The following is a 17,235-nucleotide window of genomic DNA, read 5'->3' on the forward strand; positions in this document are numbered from 1 at the left end:
ATTCTCCCCCATTCAGCGAGGCAGAGCCTCTTTGAGAGGATCACGCTAATGGCATCAAAATCATAAGTCCTGCAGAACAAGGTCAGCATTGTCCCACCCTGCGCGCGCCTCTACTCTTGATCACATGCTTACTTTGGGAACGATCATAGTTTTGGCGCTGATTGGCTGGTACGGATACCATTTGTATCTCGGTTTCAAATGGCGCCGCCTTGTCAAAAAAGACCCCGAAGAGGCAGACAAACTGCAAGCCGAAATGCGGGCCAGAATTGGCGGGGGGCTGGCATTTCGAAACCGTCCTCCGACCGACCCGCGCAATTCTTCCGAAGACTGACATCAATGCGCCACCCCCGCCGCAACGCTTTCGTCGATGAAGCGGCCTTCCTTGAAGCGGTCGAGGGTGAAGGCTTCGGTCAGCGGCGAGTGGCCCGTGGCCATAAGCTGCGCCATGCCCCAGCCCGAGCCGGGAATCGCCTTGAACCCGCCGGTGCCCCAGCCGCAATTGATGAAGCAATTCCCAAGCGGCGTTTTTGACAGGATGGGCGAGCGGTCGCCGGTCATATCCACGATCCCGCCCCACTGGCGCAGCATTTTCAGGCGTGAGATCATCGGGAAGGTCTCGACCAGTGCCCGGACGGTTTCCTCGATATGATGGAACGACCCGCGCTGGGTGAAGTTGTTGAACCCGTCCGTGCCGCCGCCGATCACCATCTCGCCCTTGTCGGACTGGCTCATATAGCCATGCACGGTATTGGCCATCACGACCACATCCATGCAGGGCTTGATCGGTTCACTGACCAGCGCCTGTAGCGCCACCGCCTCAAGCGGCAGGCGGAACCCGGCCATCTCGGCCAATTGCCCGGAATGGCCCGCAACCACGATGCCCAGCTTTTCGCACTCAATCGCGCCTTTGGCGGTATCGACCCCCACGACACGGCCCTGGTCGGAGCGCACGCCGGTCACTTCGCATTTCTGGATGATGTCCATGCCCATGGCCGAACAGGCCCGCGCATAGCCCCAGGCCACTGCATCGTGGCGCGCCGTGCCGCCGCGCTCCTGCCAGAGCCCGCCCAGAACCGGATAGCGCGGCCCTTCCAGATTGATGATCGGGACCAGTTCCTTGACCCGCTGCGGCCCGATCCATTCGGTCGACACTCCCTGCAGCGCGTTGGCATGAGCCGTGCGCTGATAGCCGCGCACCTCGTGATGGGTCTGCGCCAGCATGATCACGCCACGGGGGCTGAACATCAGGTTGTAGTTCAGATCCTGGCTCAGATGCTCATAGAGGCTGCGCGACTTCTCATAGATCGCCGCTGACGGGTCCTGCAGATAGTTCGAGCGGATGATGGTCGTGTTGCGCCCGGTATTGCCGCCACCCAGCCAGCCTTTCTCGATGATCGCGACATTCTGAATGCCATAGTTCTTGCCCAGATAATAGGCCGTCGCCAGCCCGTGCCCGCCCGCGCCCACGATGATCACATCATAGCGTTTCTTGGGTTCAGGCGACCGCCAGGCCCGCTCCCATCCGGTATGAGAGCGCAGGGCTTCGCGGGCGACGGCAAAGGCAGAATAGTGTTTCATGAGCGAATCCATCCGGGTCTGCGGGATTGCGGCAGGTATGCCGCGCGGGCCAAGAATACCCACGCCACGTTACGTCGCAATATCGACCTATTGCGACATGGTAACCCGTGTCGTGCTTTTTATCTTTTTCCCGCACGCCTGCGGGGCTAGATGAGGGCAATCCGAAGGAAGACACCATGACGTTCTGGATCCTCATTTCGCTGACCGCGCTGGTGGTCGCTGCTCTGCTGGTGCTGGCGCTGCTGCGGGGCCGCAGCAAGCACGAGCACACAGCAGCTTATGACCTGCGCGTCTATCGCGAACAGCTGGCCGGGGTGGATCGTGATCTGGCGCGCGGGGTGATTGGTGAGGCCGATGCTGAGCGCATCCGCACCGAGATTTCGCGCCGCATTCTGGCCGCCGATGCGATGGTGCGCAAAGAGGCCGAGGGCGTAGCCCAACCGCGCGGCGGCACATGGGTGGTGGCGCTGCTGCTGACTGCGGCGCTGATGGGGGGCGGTCTGATGCTCTATCGGTCGCTTGGCGCGCCCGGCTATGGCGATCTGCCGCTGAGCCTGCGCAAGGAAATCGCCGAGGAAAGGCGCCTGACGCGTCCCGATCAGGCCAGCGCCGAGGCGGAACAGCCAGAGCGGCCGAAGCCCCGCATCGAACAGCAATATGCGGAGCTGATGGAGCAGTTGCGGGCTGCGGTCGCCGCCCGGCCCGATGATCTGCAGGGCAACATCCTGCTGGCGCAGAACGAGGCCAATCTGGGCAATTTCAAAGCCTCCTACGAGGCGATGGCGCAAGCGATCCGGCTTTTGGGCGAAGATGCCTCGGCAAGTGACTATTCCGAGATGGCGGAGATGATGATCGCGGCGGCGGGTGGCTATGTCTCGCCCGAGGCCGAGGCCGTGCTCCAACAGGCGCTAGATATCGATCCCAACGATGGCCCGGCGCAATATTACTGGGGCGTGATGCTGCTGCAGGTGGGGCGCCCCGATGCGACCTTCCGCGTCTGGCAGGAGGCGCTGCGGGCCAACCCGGTCCCTGCCCCTTGGGTCGACGCCATCCGGGCGCGGATCGAGGAAGTGGCCGCGCGCGCGGGCGTCAGATATGACCCGCCCCAGCCGGCCTCCCGACCCGGCCCCAGCGCCGAAGACATGGCCGCCATGGAAGCGATGACGCCCGAGGCGCGGCTCGACGCCATTCGCGGCATGGTGGCCGGATTGTCCGAACGGCTGGCGACTGAGGGCGGCACCGCCGAGGACTGGGCGCGGCTGATCCGATCGTTGGGGGTGCTGGACGAGCGCGCGCAGGCCAATCGCGTCTTCCACGAGGCCCAACAGGTCTTTGCGGGCGACGATGCAGCGCTTGCCTTGATCAGACAGGCCGGCCAAGCGGCGGAAATACTGCAATGATCGCGGATCCGTTCGAAGTGTTCGCCGCCGCCCTGCCCACTTATACCGCTCTGATCGGTTTGGATCTGGGCGACAAGACCATCGGGGTGGCCGTGTCAGACCGGATGAGTACCGTCGCTACGCCGTTGGAGACCGTCAGACGCAAGAAATTCACGGCAGACGCCGCCCGCCTGCTGGAAATCATCGCGGATCGCGAGATTGGCGGGATCGTTCTGGGCCTGCCCCGCAACATGGATGGCACCGAGGGGCCGCGCTGCCAGTCGACGCGGGCATTCGCGCGCAATCTGACCAGTTTGACAGATCTGCCGATCGGCTTCTGGGATGAACGGCTCAGCACCGTTGCGGCGGAAAAAGCCCTGCTTGAGGCGGATACGACACGAAAACGTCGCGCCGAGGTGATTGATCACGTGGCCGCAAGCTATATCTTGCAAGGGGCGCTGGACAGATTGCGCCTGTTGTAGAAAGCCTGTGACCTGATGGACAAACCGGTCTGGAAACGAAACGAGATCGACAGCCCCTGCGTGGATATCTGCGTCGTCCATCCGGTCGAGCGCATCTGCACCGGCTGTTACCGGACCATCGACGAGATCACCCGCTGGTCCAAGATGGACCCCGCCGAGCGCACCGCCATCATGGAAGAACTGCCCGACCGCGCGCCTCGCCTGGTCAAACGGCGCGGCGGACGGTCGGCCCGGCTGAAGCGTTGAGCTTCACGGAGGCAGCCTAGCATATAGCGGATCTCACCGGATCAAACCTGGTACCAGCAGCGCGTGAGGTAGCTCCGTTTTGCCGCGAGGGCTGCTATGTCGCCAGCGCTTTTGATGGGGTTTCAACCGTACCGCGCCGACTTGATACACGTCAATGCAATGAAAGACTGATGTTTTTACCTGTGGCTCATGCCAGCAGCTACCAACAAGTCCGATTTACTTGCGGCCTTCGACAAGGAGTTGGCGAAGCTGCGCAAGACTTTTGATGGCATCAATGACGCGCAATCCTCATTATCACTCCAAGACGATAACACGACGATCAAAGCTGTCATTGCGCATCGCACCCACTGGATGGGCATGTTCCACGGATGGTACGAAGACGGTATTGCGGGTCGCGAAGTCCATGTGCCAGCCAAAGGCTACAAATGGAACCAGCTCAAGGAATACAACGATCGACTTTATGCGATGGGCGACGCTACGGCTTGGGACGATCTGCTTGCAGAGTTCGAAACCGCCTGCAAAAAGCTACGTGCGTTTATCGAGTCCCATGAAAACATTGAACTCTATGCAAGCGGTGTTCATGGCTGGACAGGCAAATGGACGCTCGGCAGATACGCCGAAGCTTCTGGCCCGTCTCACTTTCGGTCCGCAAACACCTACATCCGAAAGGTGCTGCGCAACTCCTGGTGAGGCCCGCCTTAGCACTCATCCCAGTTTTCCCTAAACATTGCAAAAGCTCTTCGCTCATTGCGCGGCTCCGGTCGCAATAGGCTCATCGCTTTCATTTGCCCGGCTCACTCAGCGCCGCAAGCTGTCAAATACTAACGACCAATTCCCCACAAGACCGGCTTCAGGAGCCTCAGGCCTTCAACCACGCCACCGCGCCGTCAATATCCGAGACATCGAAGAAATGACTTTCGGCGTTCAGAAACCGGCGCATCAGGTGCTGTGCGGCGCGCTGCCAGGCCTGGTCGCCCACCACGGCGACGCGCTCCGGAATGGCGGCATGTTCGCGCACAAGGCTGAAATGCGCCGCCATTGCCGATAGGCCCTGCCAGCCGTCAAATTGACTCAGGTCCAGCAACAGGCGAAAGCCATCGCGCGCCCGGATTTGCGCATCCAGATCCTTCTCGGCATTGGCGATCACTTCGGGGTCGAGCTTGCCCATCAGTTTGACCTGCAGGCACGGCCCGCCCAGATCACGCATATGCACTGAGCCCAGCGACTCACGCAGCCAGCGGCGGGCGATTTCGGCGTCGATCAGATCGAAAACCTGCACCGGGCATGGCATAATCGGCGCGGCCAGCCGGATCGAATTGCGCAGCCATTTGGTATCGGTGACCACCGCGATCCGGTCAAAGCCGCGCCAATGGCCCAGGCCAAGTTTGCTGTCGGCCCAGGCGGCGGACAGGTCATAGCCCTGAAACTCCTGCCCGAAACTCATCATCAGCCGGATGCGATCATGGTTTTCCAACGCTTTTTCAACCGCCGGGATCAGGACCGTGTCGTAATCCTGCGCCGTGATCTGGCCCGAAAGCTCGACCTCCAGCAAGGCGCCATCCATCTGTGTTTCAACGGAAATCATTCACACGCTCCCTTCATGATCTGAGGGCAGCCTAATCGCTTTGCAACCACCGCGCGAGGCCTTCCGGAAACTCGGGCCGGAAATAGGCGATCATCCGGCCATCACGGTCGGCTGTCGCATTTGCCGCCCAAGGCGCGACCCCATGCAACAGATGGCGGTGCAGCAGATAAGCCTCGCCCGGACACCCGTGCAACTCGATCCGAGGGCAGCTTTCGAACACCTCGCGGCGCGTGGCCTGATAGGCATCGGTTATGTCGAGCGTGGCATGCGCCTCCGCAGGATGGGCGGAAAACGCATCAGCAAAGGCACGGCCCAAGCGGTGATGGCTGCCCTCCCACAGAACCAGCGGTGCGGCGTCGGGGCTGGCCTCGCTCAGGGGAATACCGAGTATCCAGGCATGCGGTTCTTCGACCCGGCGGCGGCGCTCCGGCCCCGAGGGCCTCAGCCCGTCTACATGCGCCGCATCCCGGCGCGCGCGGTAGCGAAACGCGGCTTCGCCTTCACCGCGCCGCGGCTGCGGATAACCGGGATAGATGACCGAGATCTGCCCCTTGTGTAGCACCTGCGCGCCCAGATGGCGGTTGATGAACTCCACCGCCTGCCCGGCCAGAGGCGGTGAACCATTCACCCGACCTTCGCCGTCATTCTCCATCGCATCCACGCCGATAAACCACGTGCCCTCGCAATCATGCCATTCGCTGTGTTTTGGATCACTGACGGCGGCGCGCGCGACGGGCAAAGCGTGGCGAACCCAGCGCGCCAGAACCGGATCGAGAGGAAACTTGACCCAGCCCTTTTGCAGGTACCCCTCTACCATCCCAGCGCCTTGCGCAGCATGTTCAGCGCCACGAGGGTCAGGAATACAGCAAAGACCCGCTTCAGCGGCTTCGGGTCCATGGCATGGGCCAGTTTCACCCCCCAAGGCGCGGTGATCAGGGTCATCGCAATGACCACAAAGAACGCAACCAGATTGACCGCGCCGATGGTGTAAGGCGGGCGATGCTGGGGATCGATATCAAGAAGCAGGAACCCGGCCACCGAGGGCACGGCGATGATCACACCAAACCCCGCCGCCGTGGCTACGGCCCGGTGAATGGGCGTGTTGAACAGGCTCAAGAGCGGCACGCCGAAACTACCACCGCCAATCCCCATCAATACCGATAGGAACCCGACCGAGGGCGAGAGCACCGCCCGTTTCACCCCACGCGGCATCGCATCATCCAACCGCCATTCCGGCCGGCCGAGGCCCAGATAGGCCCCGATCACCATCCCAAGCACACCAAACAGCGCCTGCAGCACCGTCGTATGCAGATATGAGGCCACCAGCACGCCAAGAACAGACCCGATGGCGATGCCCGGCCCCCAGCCGCGCAGGATGTCCCAATCCACCGCGCCTTTCTTGTTATGGCTCAAAACCGACCGGAACGACGTGACGATAATCGTCGCCAGCGAAGTGGCGAGGCAAAGCTGCATCAGCTGCGGGCCACCATAACCAAGGGTCTGGAACGCATAGAAAAACGCAGGCACCAATACGATACCGCCCCCGACCCCCAGCAACCCGGCCAGCACCCCGGCAAAGGCTCCGATGGCCAGCAGCATCGCCAGCATCTGCAGCAACAATCCGGTCTCCGGCATGAACATCCCCCGTTTCGGCAGGCCTTGGTTACACCGGCGCAGGGGAAAGGAAAAGCGCCCTAGCCCGCCCGTGCCTTGGGCTGCGGGATCACATGCGTCAAGGCCGCCTCGACCAGTTCCGGCCCGGCCTCCTTGCGCGCCGCGCCTTCCGACAGATGCCGACGCCACGCCCGCGCGCCGGGTCGCCCGGCAAAGAGGCCCAACATGTGGCGCGTGATCTGGTGCAGCCGCCCGCCCGCGCTCAGATGCGCCTCGATATAGGGCAACATGGCGCGCACCACCTCGACCGGATCGCGCACATGGTCCCGCCCGAAAATGTCCTGATCCGCAGTGCACAGGATATCGGCAGGCTGATGATAGGCGGCGCGCCCGATCATCACACCGTCCAGCCCGGCCTCCAGATGCGTCTGCGCCTGAGCCAGTGAGGTGACGCCCCCATTGATCGAGATATGCAGGTTGGGAAACAGCCCTTTAGCCCGGTAGACCAGATCATAATCGAGCGGCGGAATATCCCGGTTCTCTTTCGGGCTGAGCCCCTGCAGCCAGGCCTTGCGCGCATGGATGGTCACCCGCTCGCAGCCTGCCGCCACGATCTGCGCCAGAAACTCGGGCAGCACCTCTTCGGGGTCCTGATCGTCGACACCGATGCGGCATTTGACGGTGACATCCACATCCACCACCGCCCGCATCGCCGCCACACAGGCGGCAACCCGCGCCGGGTCTTTCATCAGCACCGCCCCAAACGTGCCCGATTGCACCCGGTCCGAGGGGCAACCGCAATTAAGGTTGATCTCATTATACCCCGCCGCCTGCCCCAACCGCGCGGCAGCGACCAGCTCCTGTGGGTCCGAGCCGCCCAACTGCAGGGCAACGGGGTGCTCTTCGGGGCTGAACTCCAGCAGGTGCAAGGCCCCACCTCGCACCAGCGCCGGCGCGGTGACCATTTCAGTATAAAGCAGCGCCTCGCGGCTCAGCAGACGGTGCAGATACCGGCAATGCCGATCGGTCCAATCCATCATCGGGGCGACGGAGAGCCGCGCAGAGCGTCGAACATCGGAAAACCCTGATTTGTCCCGGTTTTTCGAATGCGACATCTTCTACATTTCCCCGCTTTGGCCCGTTCTAGCCCCGATTTCGGAAGCGGTGCTACAGAGTATGGCACCGTAGATGCCGTGTAGCACTTTCCCCTACCCAAATTCCAGCGCCTGAGATCACCCAGCACCGGGCCACTGCCCAAAGAAGAACAGTTATCCTGGGGTTATTTCCAAAAAACAAAGGGTCACGCCGAGATGGCGTAACCCTTTGTTTTTACTGGTGCGGTCGAGAAGACCCATTTAAATGATTTTTTACAATTGGTTGCGTCTCTAGTTGCGTAAATTATGCGGTTCACGTTTGCCCGTCTCGCAAATGTTCCCCATATGTTCTGAATGCCGCTTGTCGTATACTTCCACTGTGTCTGCGGGCACTCGAAAGGGTTTGAAGACCCGGAGCTTGTGAGGAGGTTCAGGGAGATGACCTTGCCAAGAGCGCGGTGTACCCGGTGCGGGCGCGAGAGCTTCAGTAAAACTATGTCTTGGCGGACACCGTCTCTAAACGAGGGCAATGACGAGTAGCTGCCTCCCCGCCACACGCTGCATATCCCGCAGCGTCTATCCAGTTGTCCTCATGGCCGGGAACGCCTCTTGCGCGGGCCATCTTTAGAAGCACCATCATTGCGGCTACGTCTGAGGCCGATACATCAACACCCAGGTAAGCAGCCCACATCCCCGCGATGCGGTTGAAGTTATCTTCCATGTCCCCGTGATCCGCAGCGCGGTCCTTGGTGACGTATTCCGTTGCTGTGCTGAGAATTTGGGCTCGGTTCATGCGTTCTTTCCCCTCCGGTGTTCTGCTACCACACGGGCTGTGTCGAAGTCGTAGAAGGGCTGTAGGCGCTCATGGCTGGTAACGGGCTCTCGGGTGTCATAGGCGCACCATACGACCGGGTGACGCTTCGCAGACATGAAACCTCGGTCATTGGCGTAGTCGTCCAGTTCCTTGAAGGCATCCAGCTTGATTAATCGCTGCACACGGCCATCAACAGGCCTGACATGCTCGCGTACCTCGCCTTTATGGTCATGCGCACCGACAAGTGCATCCGCATCAGAGTAGCCGAACGTAGCCGCGCGCTTCAGCTCATGAGCCTCGGAATAGATACTGCTGCCCTGCCAGATGTGCCTCAGGTCCAGAGAAAGCGGTGTGCCTTGGTCCGTCTTGATAACGATGTTGCCGCCAGAGCGGCGCACAACTGTTCCGATGGAGCGAAGGAACTCTACAAGATAGTTTGCAACCCCCGTGTTCCAGATATCGTGGTTGCCCAGAATGAAAACCAAGAATGGGTATCGGCGCAGTAAGTCCTCAACCACGATCCACGCGAAGTACGGGTCCGTCGATGACTGTCCCGCGTGGGCCAGCGCCCGAACCCAATTGTCGAACAGATCACCATTGAAGATGCCGTAGACGTTCTGGGAGGGGTCCAGGCGGCTCATCTCGGATTCAAACAGATCGAAGTCACAACCAGGGTTGTCGGCGTGCACATCTCCGAACAGGCCAATTACGCCCACCGGTGATTTGATCTTTGTTATGAGAGAGGTTTTGCGCCAGTCGCCCTTTTCGACCTTGGCTTCGCGATGAAGGTCCATCGCCACACGGGCGCGCACCAGCTCTTCATGAGTGCGGTTGGTGTTGCCCTTATCGCCAAACAGCAGAACGGGGTCTATTCGCTCATCGCCCGCGTCATATGCCTTTCTTATGCGGCGGGATATGTTGGCAGGATCGCAACCAAGCTCTGCGCCCGCCTTGCGAAAGCTGCCACCGTTTCGAATCCAGGCGTCGATAATGACGCCCAACTCCAACCCATGCTTCTTTCCTGTGGGATTAGCCATTACGCGGGGTCCCCGTCCACCAGCGCTTCGCTCAGCTCCTCGTAGGACTGACCAGAAGCACCGAGGCAGGAAATCCCACCGGGCATTGTGAGGAGAATGGTCCATGAGCCTGATTCCTCATTAGCCCAGACCTCCATCAATGATCTGCCAGCAACACCCATGGCCTGACGGGTCTCGCCGTACTTGCTTTGCAGGCGCTCAACGACCGTGTCGCGTGGTGCGCAGTTGCGAGGCTGTGCGGCAACCTGAGTCGCCAAGAGCGCCGCCAGGGCGGTTGCTAGGAGTTTCATGGGTGGTCTCCTTAAATTGCGGGATCGATTAGAAAGCGGTAGGTGCCGACTTCAGGCCAGGTCAGGCTGACCCCGTTATCGAATGCAACGGATACGGTCGCCTCCCAGATGCCAGGAACATCTGTATCGGCTGTCGTGAAGGTGTAAGAACAAGTGCTCTCACCAATGTCCTTATCCATCGTCGCCGTGATGTTGTAGGATCGATCACTGCTGTATGCCCCGATGCGCCGCATGTTGAGCGTGGCCACGTCGTCTGAGACAAAGGCTACAGCGGTGCCGTCCGGGTTTGTGAGAGACACCGGAAACGTGACACCGACGTCGCCCTGCTTCATTTTCAAGTCATATGCCATTAGCCGAACCTGCTTGTTCTCTGGGCGCGAGTAACGCCACCCACTCTGCCCTGCTTGGTGACGCTAGATGATGATCCGCGCCGGTGGATAATGGTTGCGCCGCTGACCACTAAGGGTGCGAAGCCTAAGCCTGTCGCCGTACCGGTCCCTGGTGCTGCCGAGGCGCTGAAATTTCCGGTTACAGTTGGCGCATACCCCAAACCCGTGGAACTACCCGTTCCCGGCAGAGCGGTTGCGTTCGAGCCAGCGACCACAGTCGGTGCGTACCCGAGGCCAGAGGCCGAACCCGTTGCGGGCTCTGCTGTGACGTTTGCGCCTGCCGAAACTGTGGGAGCGTATCCAAGACCCGTTGCGGTACCGGTCCCCGGCGCTGAATCTGCATTGGCCACAACGACGGGCGCATAGCCCAAGCCTGTTGCTGATCCGGCACCAGGTTGTGCGACTGCGCTATCTCCGGTCGAGACAATTGGCGCGAAACCAGTCCCGCTCGCTGTACCGGTGCCCGGTGACGCGGAAGCGTCGGAAACAGCGGATACCGTTGGTGCGAAGCCTGCCCCGGCGGCTGATCCTGTGCCGGGCGTTGCGGTTGCGTTAGACCCCGCAGACACAGAGGGGGCATATCCGAGCCCGGTTGCGCTACCTGCGTTGGGTTCAGCCGTGGCGCTTGCGGAAACCGTCGGAGCTTGACCAAGCCCAGTAGCAGTACCGTTTGCGGGGGTTGCCGTTGCATCACCCCCGCCACCCGCAGCAGTGTAGTGGACCCGCATCTCCACTATATCGATGCGACCGGCGGTACTTCCGCCACTTCCCACATCGGCATATCGCTCAATCTGGAACGTGATGCCAAAGTCCGAGGATATTACGTCGGCTTGGGTGATGGTGGTGCCCCAAAGATTGGTTGCGCCACCATGTGTTACTTCGGCATCGGTTGAGCTGCTCGACCAACTTGTCAGGTCTGCTTGATCGGTACCTGTAGCCGTACCCGAAGCGCCGTCTTTGATGATGTGGGCATTCTTGAACCGAATGTGCCGACCACCGTTTGCGACGAGCAATCCGCCGAAGCGAAATTCTACGCCGTCAATCGTTGCGCCACTCGGAACATCGGTAGCGGTCAGCCCGAAGTTGTAGGCTTGCGCATACTCAGTGTCGTTGCCAGTTGATGATCCGGTGAACCCGTAAGCACGCGTGCCATCGGCAGTGTTGACTACCGATGTTTCCCAATCGGGATTTCCAAAGTTTCCCCAATTCTGCCCATCCGCGTTGTCAGTCCACGTTGCCGTGCCAACTACCTTCCAGCCTGTGTCGGCCATTGGGGCTAGCCTGCGGCGAAGGCGCTGGACGCAATCACACCATCAAGTGGTGCTGCGAGTGATGCCAATTCTGACAGCGGAATGCTTGCGGTCTTGTGCCCTTCTGCCAACGAAAACGTCACGTGTGTCAGCTTGGAAAACACGACCTCGTAGGCGGAGTAGAACGCCTCAAGGTCCGACCTTAGCTGGATAAGCGCTGCATGAGTGTCTGCAGGCGCACCTATGGTGTGAGCCGCGACCGTGGTGTTAACCGCCGATGCGCTGTTTTGTGCGGCATCCAGAAGCGGCTGAACCGTATCTAGGTACTGTTTGCGCATTCGGTCTAGGTACGCTCGAAGGTTGTCAAATTCGATCTCAGATGAGCGCGCACGCAGATTTATCGCGTCCGAATTAATTGCTCGGACGCCGAGAATCGCTTGGCGAACCAAAACATCGGGGAATATTACTGGCATAATCTTTCCCCCTATGCCGCTGCGGCCACGGTGGTTCGATAAACACCATTCGCATCGATAGTCACAGACAACGTGCCGTTGGTGGTCGAGAGAGACCCGCCGTCTTCCAGTTCACAGCAGAATACCGGGATGTCTGTTCCCGCGAGCGTGCCGTTGCTGTCCGCGTCTCGCACAATGATGGCATAGGCAACATTCGACAGCGTCGAAGATGTCCAAGACTGATCGTCGCAGTCGATTTGAATAACGCGTGCTGTCGGATTGCTGGTGGTAACTGTCAGCAGCTTTCCGTTTGCCGTGTATCCCGTGCCAGATATTTCATTCGCGGAAATATCAGACCACGCATCGTCGGTGGCCTGGTTGGGGGTGTAGCCAGTGCCGACGAGGACCATGCGGAATGCGTCGGTGTCAAAGTCAATGCCGCCATTTGCATGCGCAAGTGCGGCCTGGTCATAAAAGAAGAATGGGTTAGCAGCCATTATCTTGCTCCATGTTGTAGGATGCGGCTCAGCCGCAGGGGATGAATTCCAGCGCCAGAACAAAGCCAGCAAGGAACGAAAGCGCCGCGCCAAGACCCATTAGGAGGCGCGCCGCAGTTTCAGGTGTCATTGGGACTTCAGGCCGATCTGCTCTTTGGCAACGACTCGGCCATACATTGCGTAGATACCGCCGAGGGCCGAAATGATCGCAGAGACCTTCTCTTGCAGGTCAGCCGCGTCCGCCTCGGTGAACTGGAAGCCGAAGATCAGCGCCAGTTGGGGTAGGATGGCGATAACTGCACCCCACACCGTCTTGGACGTCAGAAAGCTCTTCACATCGGTCATTGGGTTGCCTCCTTCACAGCAGCGCAAACCGTCTCTATGGTTGCGATTTCTTCCGGAGCGAAAACTGGGCCAAGGCGGCATGCGCTCTCCAAGACCTCCAACTGCTCAGGAGAGAGGTCAACGATGGTCTCGCCTTCGTCTTGCATCGCATCGGCAATGAACACGGCCTCGGCAACAAGTGCTGTCTTTTGCTCCGGCGTGAGATCGGAACAAGCCGCAAGAATTGGAACCGCCATGAGGGCGGCAATCATACGTTTCATGGGGTTTTCCTTTAGGTTTTGATTTTGGAGGTCTTGTCGTCTTTGCCGTAGACAGCCCACGGCAATTGCCAGTGGGGGCCATCCTTGAAGCTCCGCCAGTCACCGCCCCACTCAATCTGTATGCCCAGCTTTTCGGCGCATTGCTTCACGACAGGGGCTAGCTCGTGGTAGTGTGGCCAATGCCAGGAAATCTGACCATCGACGTAGGGTGCGATGTCCACTGCATGGCCTGTCAGGTGGCGGCTGTTCATGGTTCTGGACGCGCCCGAGCGAACCAACTTCCTCTGCCGATCTACGCTCCGCAGCCCCTCTAAGATAGTGAAGTCGATGGGCGTTTCTTTGATGGCAAGGTGCATCAATGAGACGATGTCAGGGTGCACGCCTTTAAGGCGCTCAAGCGAGCGCTTCGAAAATCTGAATGTCATGATATTACCTCTGGGGTTAGTCTTTGCTGCGAAGCGCGGCTTCGATATCGTCCAGCTTGCCCATGATCTGCCGGTACTGCTCTTTGTGGAACCCTACCTGCGTTTGGAGCACGGCAATGTCTGTATCCTGCTTTGACTGCTTTCGATGCAGTAACCAGTTCCAGCCCAGAAGCGGTGCAACCACGAAGTTAACGGCGTGGATAATCCAATCGGGAAGCGTCATCTCAACCAGTCCTCAGCCTCGTGGCGCTCAACGTTGCGGCGTGACCGTTCCACTTCCCACTCCCACCACTTGCGGCAATGGTTCTCTTCACCGAACATCGAGAAAAGCGCGTCAATCCAGCGTTCTGTCCATAACTCCTCAACGTGAGACCGAGCTGAGAAAGTGATATCGGCGCTTCCGCCCAGCAAAACGTTAATCAGCCGCGAAACGACCGACAGGACTTCAAGCGCGAACCTCTTCACGTCACACCACCTGCAATAGTCGCCACCAGCCATCGGTCCCGTGCGCGTCCTTGCGCTGCGTGAGCTGATCGCCGGATTCATTGAACTTTATCCTTAAGCTGCTGTAGCGGTTGGTGATCTGGACCAGGCGGCCACCAGAGATGAACGAGCCGTCCCTAGCGCGCACGTCGTGAACCGGGCTCACCATCCACTGACCCGCATAGTTGGCGCTGCCCGTTCCGGGGCTGTCGAACACAGCACAGAACTTGTTGTTGCCGCGCCCGTCATCGCGCACCCGCAGGATTTTATTGGAGGCAACATTCGTCAGGAGCGAGAACCCGACCTCGTCAGAAATATCCCACAGGTCACGATCTGTCCCCGTCAGCGCGCTCCCCTCCACCAGTGCGTCCTCAGTGGTGTCGGTCGCGACCATGTAGAGGCCGGTCTTCACGTTTTGAATGCGATACCGCCCAGCAGGAACCGCTACGGCGTCCCAGTCTTCGAGAGCAAGGCGGCTGCCCCATTCCACCACCATTACGGACTTGTAAGTCGTCGGGAACATATCATCGTCGTTGCCGCTGTATGGGGTATCGCGGCAGTCCAGCATATCCTGTGACCCGACCTCGCCAAGATCATTGATCCCCCACATCTGATAGAGGCCGTAGAACCCATCGCCGGTATCGATGAACGATAGCTGCCACGTCCCGCCCTCAGTGGGATCACGAAGCATGACGGGGCGCGGGTACTTCTCCCAAGTGTTGTCTGTCTGATCGATAAGCGAAAGCGGCGTGCGGAACAGCGTCATGCCTTCCGGCCAGTCAGGATGATCGACAGTACCAATCGACGGCACCAGCATGTAAGCATAGGTGGCGTCCTGCCAGCCTCGGCCCGTCACATGGCTGTAGCGGTCAATCTCGCCATCAACGCCAGTGGGCTGCATGATGTCATTCTGACCGGTCCAGGTATCACCGAGGCCTGTCGCAGAGCGCCGCACCCGCTTTCCGTTTCCGAGCAGGGGATCATCGGCATTAACACCTCCAGCGAAAAAGAAGTTGCCGTTATGGTGGTAGATCGCCGCAATGTTCGATCCCCAAATGCCCCCATTCCAAAGACATTCCCCGTCGAAGTTGAGCGCCGGGGTAACAGGATCGAAGGTAAACCTCACCAAACGCTGTCCGGCCTCTGCAATCATTACATAGAGGTAGACGGTGCCAGCGACATTGATCGCGTGCATGTCGCCCCATTTTTCTGCGGCGGTTGCGGTTAGGCCCGGCTCTGTAGCGGCAAGAACATCAGGCGTATCAACAAGTGGGTTTGTCCGCCAATCCCCCTTCCAACCCGGCTTACCGAAGTCAGCAAGAGGCGTAGACATCATGCTTAGTTGAAACTCGCCCCCTGCGGTCTCCCGCATGTCGATGCCGCGATAGAAGACATAGACAGTATCGTTAAGAACCACCGGAGTGCAGGACAGAGCCCCCATGCCGTCCCATTCGCCGGATCGGGTTGTATTGCCCCCTGCCCTGATTGATCTCTCGTTAACGCGCTGTGGAAACATGACTTAATTCCCGAAAGCGACATAGAAGACGGTGCGCGCTACGCGCGTGGTTCCGGTGTTGTCCTTCCGGTTCACGGCAACGTCAAAGCCAGTGATGGTGCGGTTCTCGGTGATAATTTCGCGGACATTGGTGTCGACGGGTCCATTACCGCTCGTGAGAACCCCGTGGATTTCTGTCGAAAATGGCGTGTCAAACACGACAGCGGTGGTCCCGGACGTCGTGGTAGTTACAAATCCTAACCTGATCTGGGTGACGGTTGAATCTGTATAAGCCGACGGCAGGTTGAGCGAATGCTGGTTGCCTCCTGATGCCCCTGCAAAGCCCATCATTTCCTGCAGTTGAGCGTTCCCCATATTGATAGGGGTGGCAAGGCTGTCGGTCGGATTGCCGACAACAGTTCGAGCCGTCATCTGCACAAGACGATCAACAGCGACCTGATTGACCGCATCGTCAATCTTTGCGCCTGCAATTGCTACTGCGTCGTCTGCTGTGTACCGGTCCACCCATCCAGAAGAAGTTTTCTCAAACTTCGAAGTTGGTGACTCAAGCACAGTGCCATTTTCGTAATTGGCACCATAGTTTGTCAGGTAAAGTTGAAGCTCTGCATCCGAAGCGAACGTGATGGTGTTGTTCTCTTGGTGGATGTTGTCAGCTTCGTAGATTGTGACGTCGCTCGCATCCTTGACGACAAACTTGTAGACGCCAGCCGCCGCATAGACCTGCGCAAAGAACCCTGCGGCATCGGCAACAATGGGCTGGGTGTGAGGTGTGGTCAACGCGATGTCCGAGTACACCGTTTTGTCGGTGGTGGAACCGCCCTCATAGACGTACATCCGAGCGCCGGATACAGGGTCGCCGTTGCTGTCCAACGCGCGAGGGACAGCCTCAAAGTCTGATCTTGCCATGTGTTATCCCCTAGAAATAAGACGCTTCACGCGCCCTGCGACTGCGATTTATGCCGTCGTTGTGGCTGCCAAGCGCCATTATCGCGCCTCTGGCGTCTCCGCCGGTCCTGAGGGCATTCGTGACCCCGGATAGATCGTCATCCCACGCTCCTGCTCCGTAGTTGTAAGCAAGAGATACAAGCGCGGCTTGCTGCTGAGGATGAAGCGCGTTGAACTGATCCTGTCCAATCGCATTGACAGCAGAGGGCATGAATTCGGTATTGACCCGGCGCATCAGGTCACGCTCGGCGGCTTCGCGATCCACGCTCATCCCCTGTCGAACCGGGATCACCGTTCCATCCTCAAGCGTGACGGTGTCCGACCCGTACCCAGCCCGATAGGCGTTCACGTCCCAATAGGGGCTTTCCCGGTAGCCTTCAAAATCACGGATCAGGCCGAGAATTGCATTGTCACCTTGCGGCGCGGTCTGACCGGTGCTCTGGGTCGTCTGATTTCCACCGGCCAACGCATTTCTCAGATGCATCACGTTGGCATAGGTCGAGAGCGCGTTGCCCGAGATGTTCGGTCCGCGAATTTCTGGAAGCATGGGGCCT

23 protein-coding genes are annotated in these 17,235 nt (G+C 59.5%); 4 read left to right on the forward strand and 19 right to left on the reverse strand.

Annotation, left to right across the window (positions count from 1 at the left end; genetic code table 11):
* Window positions 1-333: 333 nt before the first annotated feature.
* Complete coding sequence (locus Q5Y75_RS05535) at window positions 334-1,578, reverse strand: sarcosine oxidase subunit beta family protein (RefSeq protein ID WP_306195119.1); 1,245 nt, start codon at window positions 1,576-1,578, stop codon at window positions 334-336.
* A gap of 176 nt (window positions 1,579-1,754) precedes the next feature.
* Here Q5Y75_RS05535 and ccmI point away from each other — a divergent pair, with 176 nt between their 5' ends.
* From ccmI to Q5Y75_RS05555, 4 genes are all read left to right on the forward strand, one after another.
* Window positions 1,755-2,978: a c-type cytochrome biogenesis protein CcmI gene (gene ccmI, locus Q5Y75_RS05540; RefSeq protein WP_306195120.1), complete on the forward strand. Its 1,224-nt coding sequence runs from the start codon at window positions 1,755-1,757 to the stop codon at window positions 2,976-2,978.
* Window positions 2,975-3,439 (forward strand): Holliday junction resolvase RuvX, encoded by a 465-nt coding sequence (gene ruvX / locus Q5Y75_RS05545; protein ID WP_306195123.1) that lies wholly within the window; start codon window positions 2,975-2,977, stop codon window positions 3,437-3,439. Before ccmI ends, ruvX begins: the two co-directional genes overlap by 4 nt.
* A gap of 15 nt (window positions 3,440-3,454) precedes the next feature.
* Window positions 3,455-3,685, forward strand: coding sequence for a DUF1289 domain-containing protein (locus Q5Y75_RS05550; protein ID WP_306195125.1), 231 nt, complete (start codon window positions 3,455-3,457; stop codon window positions 3,683-3,685).
* Window positions 3,686-3,874: 189 nt separating this feature from the next.
* Complete coding sequence (locus Q5Y75_RS05555; protein ID WP_306195127.1) at window positions 3,875-4,375, forward strand: ClbS/DfsB family four-helix bundle protein; 501 nt, start codon at window positions 3,875-3,877, stop codon at window positions 4,373-4,375.
* Between the two features lie 169 nt (window positions 4,376-4,544).
* Here Q5Y75_RS05555 and Q5Y75_RS05560 read toward each other — a convergent pair whose 3' ends face one another.
* From Q5Y75_RS05560 to Q5Y75_RS05640, 18 genes are all read right to left on the reverse strand, one after another.
* A complete protein-coding gene (locus Q5Y75_RS05560; RefSeq protein ID WP_306195129.1) occupies window positions 4,545-5,270 on the reverse strand; it encodes a SpoIIAA family protein in 726 nt (241 codons plus the stop codon).
* Window positions 5,271-5,301: 31 nt separating this feature from the next.
* Window positions 5,302-6,087, reverse strand: a complete 786-nt coding sequence (locus tag Q5Y75_RS05565; protein ID WP_306195130.1) for a hypothetical protein — start codon at window positions 6,085-6,087, stop codon at window positions 5,302-5,304.
* The gene (locus tag Q5Y75_RS05570; protein ID WP_306195132.1) at window positions 6,081-6,905 is read right to left on the reverse strand and encodes a sulfite exporter TauE/SafE family protein; all 825 of its coding nucleotides are present in this window, start codon (window positions 6,903-6,905) and stop codon (window positions 6,081-6,083) included. Before Q5Y75_RS05570 ends, Q5Y75_RS05565 begins: the two co-directional genes overlap by 7 nt.
* A 59-nt stretch (window positions 6,906-6,964) precedes the next feature.
* Window positions 6,965-7,999: a tRNA dihydrouridine(20/20a) synthase DusA gene (gene dusA, locus Q5Y75_RS05575; protein ID WP_306195134.1), complete on the reverse strand. Its 1,035-nt coding sequence runs from the start codon at window positions 7,997-7,999 to the stop codon at window positions 6,965-6,967.
* Between the two features lie 472 nt (window positions 8,000-8,471).
* Window positions 8,472-8,771 (reverse strand): DUF6378 domain-containing protein, encoded by a 300-nt coding sequence (locus tag Q5Y75_RS28450; RefSeq protein ID WP_371933224.1) that lies wholly within the window; start codon window positions 8,769-8,771, stop codon window positions 8,472-8,474.
* Window positions 8,768-9,829, reverse strand: coding sequence for a metallophosphoesterase family protein (locus Q5Y75_RS05580; RefSeq protein ID WP_306195136.1), 1,062 nt, complete (start codon window positions 9,827-9,829; stop codon window positions 8,768-8,770). Before Q5Y75_RS05580 ends, Q5Y75_RS28450 begins: the two co-directional genes overlap by 4 nt.
* Window positions 9,829-10,119, reverse strand: coding sequence for a hypothetical protein (locus tag Q5Y75_RS05585; protein WP_306195137.1), 291 nt, complete (start codon window positions 10,117-10,119; stop codon window positions 9,829-9,831). The genes Q5Y75_RS05580 and Q5Y75_RS05585 overlap by 1 nt, the downstream gene beginning before the upstream one ends.
* Window positions 10,120-10,130: 11 nt before the next feature.
* Window positions 10,131-10,469, reverse strand: coding sequence for a hypothetical protein (locus Q5Y75_RS05590; RefSeq protein ID WP_306195139.1), 339 nt, complete (start codon window positions 10,467-10,469; stop codon window positions 10,131-10,133).
* Between the two features lie 1,315 nt (window positions 10,470-11,784).
* Window positions 11,785-12,231 carry a hypothetical protein gene (locus tag Q5Y75_RS05595; protein ID WP_306195141.1) on the reverse strand — a complete coding sequence of 149 codons (447 nt, stop codon included), beginning with the start codon at window positions 12,229-12,231 and terminating at the stop codon, window positions 11,785-11,787.
* A gap of 11 nt (window positions 12,232-12,242) precedes the next feature.
* Entirely contained in the window at window positions 12,243-12,707 is a 465-nt protein-coding gene (locus Q5Y75_RS05600) for a hypothetical protein (RefSeq protein ID WP_306195143.1), read from the reverse strand.
* A 126-nt stretch (window positions 12,708-12,833) separates the two neighbouring features.
* Window positions 12,834-13,052 carry a hypothetical protein gene (locus Q5Y75_RS05605; RefSeq protein ID WP_306195145.1) on the reverse strand — a complete coding sequence of 73 codons (219 nt, stop codon included), beginning with the start codon at window positions 13,050-13,052 and terminating at the stop codon, window positions 12,834-12,836.
* Window positions 13,049-13,312, reverse strand: a complete 264-nt coding sequence (locus Q5Y75_RS05610) for a hypothetical protein (protein ID WP_306195147.1) — start codon at window positions 13,310-13,312, stop codon at window positions 13,049-13,051. The genes Q5Y75_RS05605 and Q5Y75_RS05610 overlap by 4 nt, the downstream gene beginning before the upstream one ends.
* 11 nt (window positions 13,313-13,323) lie before the next feature.
* On the reverse strand, window positions 13,324-13,737 hold the full coding sequence (locus Q5Y75_RS05615) for a M15 family metallopeptidase (RefSeq protein ID WP_306195149.1): 414 nt from the start codon (window positions 13,735-13,737) through the stop codon (window positions 13,324-13,326).
* A gap of 16 nt (window positions 13,738-13,753) precedes the next feature.
* Entirely contained in the window at window positions 13,754-13,960 is a 207-nt protein-coding gene (locus Q5Y75_RS05620; RefSeq protein ID WP_306195151.1) for a hypothetical protein, read from the reverse strand.
* Entirely contained in the window at window positions 13,957-14,202 is a 246-nt protein-coding gene (locus tag Q5Y75_RS05625; protein WP_306195153.1) for a hypothetical protein, read from the reverse strand. Before Q5Y75_RS05625 ends, Q5Y75_RS05620 begins: the two co-directional genes overlap by 4 nt.
* Before the next feature lies 1 nt (window position 14,203).
* Window positions 14,204-15,736 (reverse strand): RICIN domain-containing protein, encoded by a 1,533-nt coding sequence (locus Q5Y75_RS05630; protein WP_306195155.1) that lies wholly within the window; start codon window positions 15,734-15,736, stop codon window positions 14,204-14,206.
* Window positions 15,737-15,739: 3 nt separating this feature from the next.
* A complete protein-coding gene (locus Q5Y75_RS05635) occupies window positions 15,740-16,642 on the reverse strand; it encodes a hypothetical protein (RefSeq protein WP_306195156.1) in 903 nt (300 codons plus the stop codon).
* A 10-nt stretch (window positions 16,643-16,652) separates the two neighbouring features.
* Complete coding sequence (locus tag Q5Y75_RS05640; RefSeq protein WP_306195158.1) at window positions 16,653-17,228, reverse strand: lysozyme; 576 nt, start codon at window positions 17,226-17,228, stop codon at window positions 16,653-16,655.
* Window positions 17,229-17,235: the final 7 nt, after the last annotated feature.

Origin of the sequence: Ruegeria discodermiae, assembly GCF_030758345.1 — a bacterium.
In the GTDB taxonomy this organism is placed as follows: Bacteria; Pseudomonadota; Alphaproteobacteria; order Rhodobacterales; family Rhodobacteraceae; genus Ruegeria_C.

Excerpts from the sequence above, each read along its gene's own strand:
- Q5Y75_RS05535 (WP_306195119.1), bottom strand. The coding sequence starts at position 1,578 with ATGAAACACTATTCTGCCTTTGCCGTCGCCCGCGAAGCCCTGCGCTCT.
- ccmI (WP_306195120.1), top strand. The coding sequence starts at position 1,755 with ATGACGTTCTGGATCCTCATTTCGCTGACCGCGCTGGTGGTCGCTGCT.
- ruvX (WP_306195123.1), top strand. The coding sequence starts at position 2,975 with ATGATCGCGGATCCGTTCGAAGTGTTCGCCGCCGCCCTGCCCACTTAT.
- Q5Y75_RS05550 (WP_306195125.1), top strand. The coding sequence starts at position 3,455 with ATGGACAAACCGGTCTGGAAACGAAACGAGATCGACAGCCCCTGCGTG.
- Q5Y75_RS05555 (WP_306195127.1), top strand. The coding sequence starts at position 3,875 with ATGCCAGCAGCTACCAACAAGTCCGATTTACTTGCGGCCTTCGACAAG.
- Q5Y75_RS05560 (WP_306195129.1), bottom strand. The coding sequence starts at position 5,270 with ATGATTTCCGTTGAAACACAGATGGATGGCGCCTTGCTGGAGGTCGAG.
- Q5Y75_RS05565 (WP_306195130.1), bottom strand. The coding sequence starts at position 6,087 with ATGGTAGAGGGGTACCTGCAAAAGGGCTGGGTCAAGTTTCCTCTCGAT.
- Q5Y75_RS05570 (WP_306195132.1), bottom strand. The coding sequence starts at position 6,905 with ATGCCGGAGACCGGATTGTTGCTGCAGATGCTGGCGATGCTGCTGGCC.
- dusA (WP_306195134.1), bottom strand. The coding sequence starts at position 7,999 with ATGTCGCATTCGAAAAACCGGGACAAATCAGGGTTTTCCGATGTTCGA.
- Q5Y75_RS28450 (WP_371933224.1), bottom strand. The coding sequence starts at position 8,771 with ATGAACCGAGCCCAAATTCTCAGCACAGCAACGGAATACGTCACCAAG.
- Q5Y75_RS05580 (WP_306195136.1), bottom strand. The coding sequence starts at position 9,829 with ATGGCTAATCCCACAGGAAAGAAGCATGGGTTGGAGTTGGGCGTCATT.
- Q5Y75_RS05585 (WP_306195137.1), bottom strand. The coding sequence starts at position 10,119 with ATGAAACTCCTAGCAACCGCCCTGGCGGCGCTCTTGGCGACTCAGGTT.
- Q5Y75_RS05590 (WP_306195139.1), bottom strand. The coding sequence starts at position 10,469 with ATGGCATATGACTTGAAAATGAAGCAGGGCGACGTCGGTGTCACGTTT.
- Q5Y75_RS05595 (WP_306195141.1), bottom strand. The coding sequence starts at position 12,231 with ATGCCAGTAATATTCCCCGATGTTTTGGTTCGCCAAGCGATTCTCGGC.
- Q5Y75_RS05600 (WP_306195143.1), bottom strand. The coding sequence starts at position 12,707 with ATGGCTGCTAACCCATTCTTCTTTTATGACCAGGCCGCACTTGCGCAT.
- Q5Y75_RS05605 (WP_306195145.1), bottom strand. The coding sequence starts at position 13,052 with ATGACCGATGTGAAGAGCTTTCTGACGTCCAAGACGGTGTGGGGTGCA.
- Q5Y75_RS05610 (WP_306195147.1), bottom strand. The coding sequence starts at position 13,312 with ATGAAACGTATGATTGCCGCCCTCATGGCGGTTCCAATTCTTGCGGCT.
- Q5Y75_RS05615 (WP_306195149.1), bottom strand. The coding sequence starts at position 13,737 with ATGACATTCAGATTTTCGAAGCGCTCGCTTGAGCGCCTTAAAGGCGTG.
- Q5Y75_RS05620 (WP_306195151.1), bottom strand. The coding sequence starts at position 13,960 with ATGACGCTTCCCGATTGGATTATCCACGCCGTTAACTTCGTGGTTGCA.
- Q5Y75_RS05630 (WP_306195155.1), bottom strand. The coding sequence starts at position 15,736 with ATGTTTCCACAGCGCGTTAACGAGAGATCAATCAGGGCAGGGGGCAAT.
- Q5Y75_RS05635 (WP_306195156.1), bottom strand. The coding sequence starts at position 16,642 with ATGGCAAGATCAGACTTTGAGGCTGTCCCTCGCGCGTTGGACAGCAAC.
- Q5Y75_RS05640 (WP_306195158.1), bottom strand. The coding sequence starts at position 17,228 with ATGCTTCCAGAAATTCGCGGACCGAACATCTCGGGCAACGCGCTCTCG.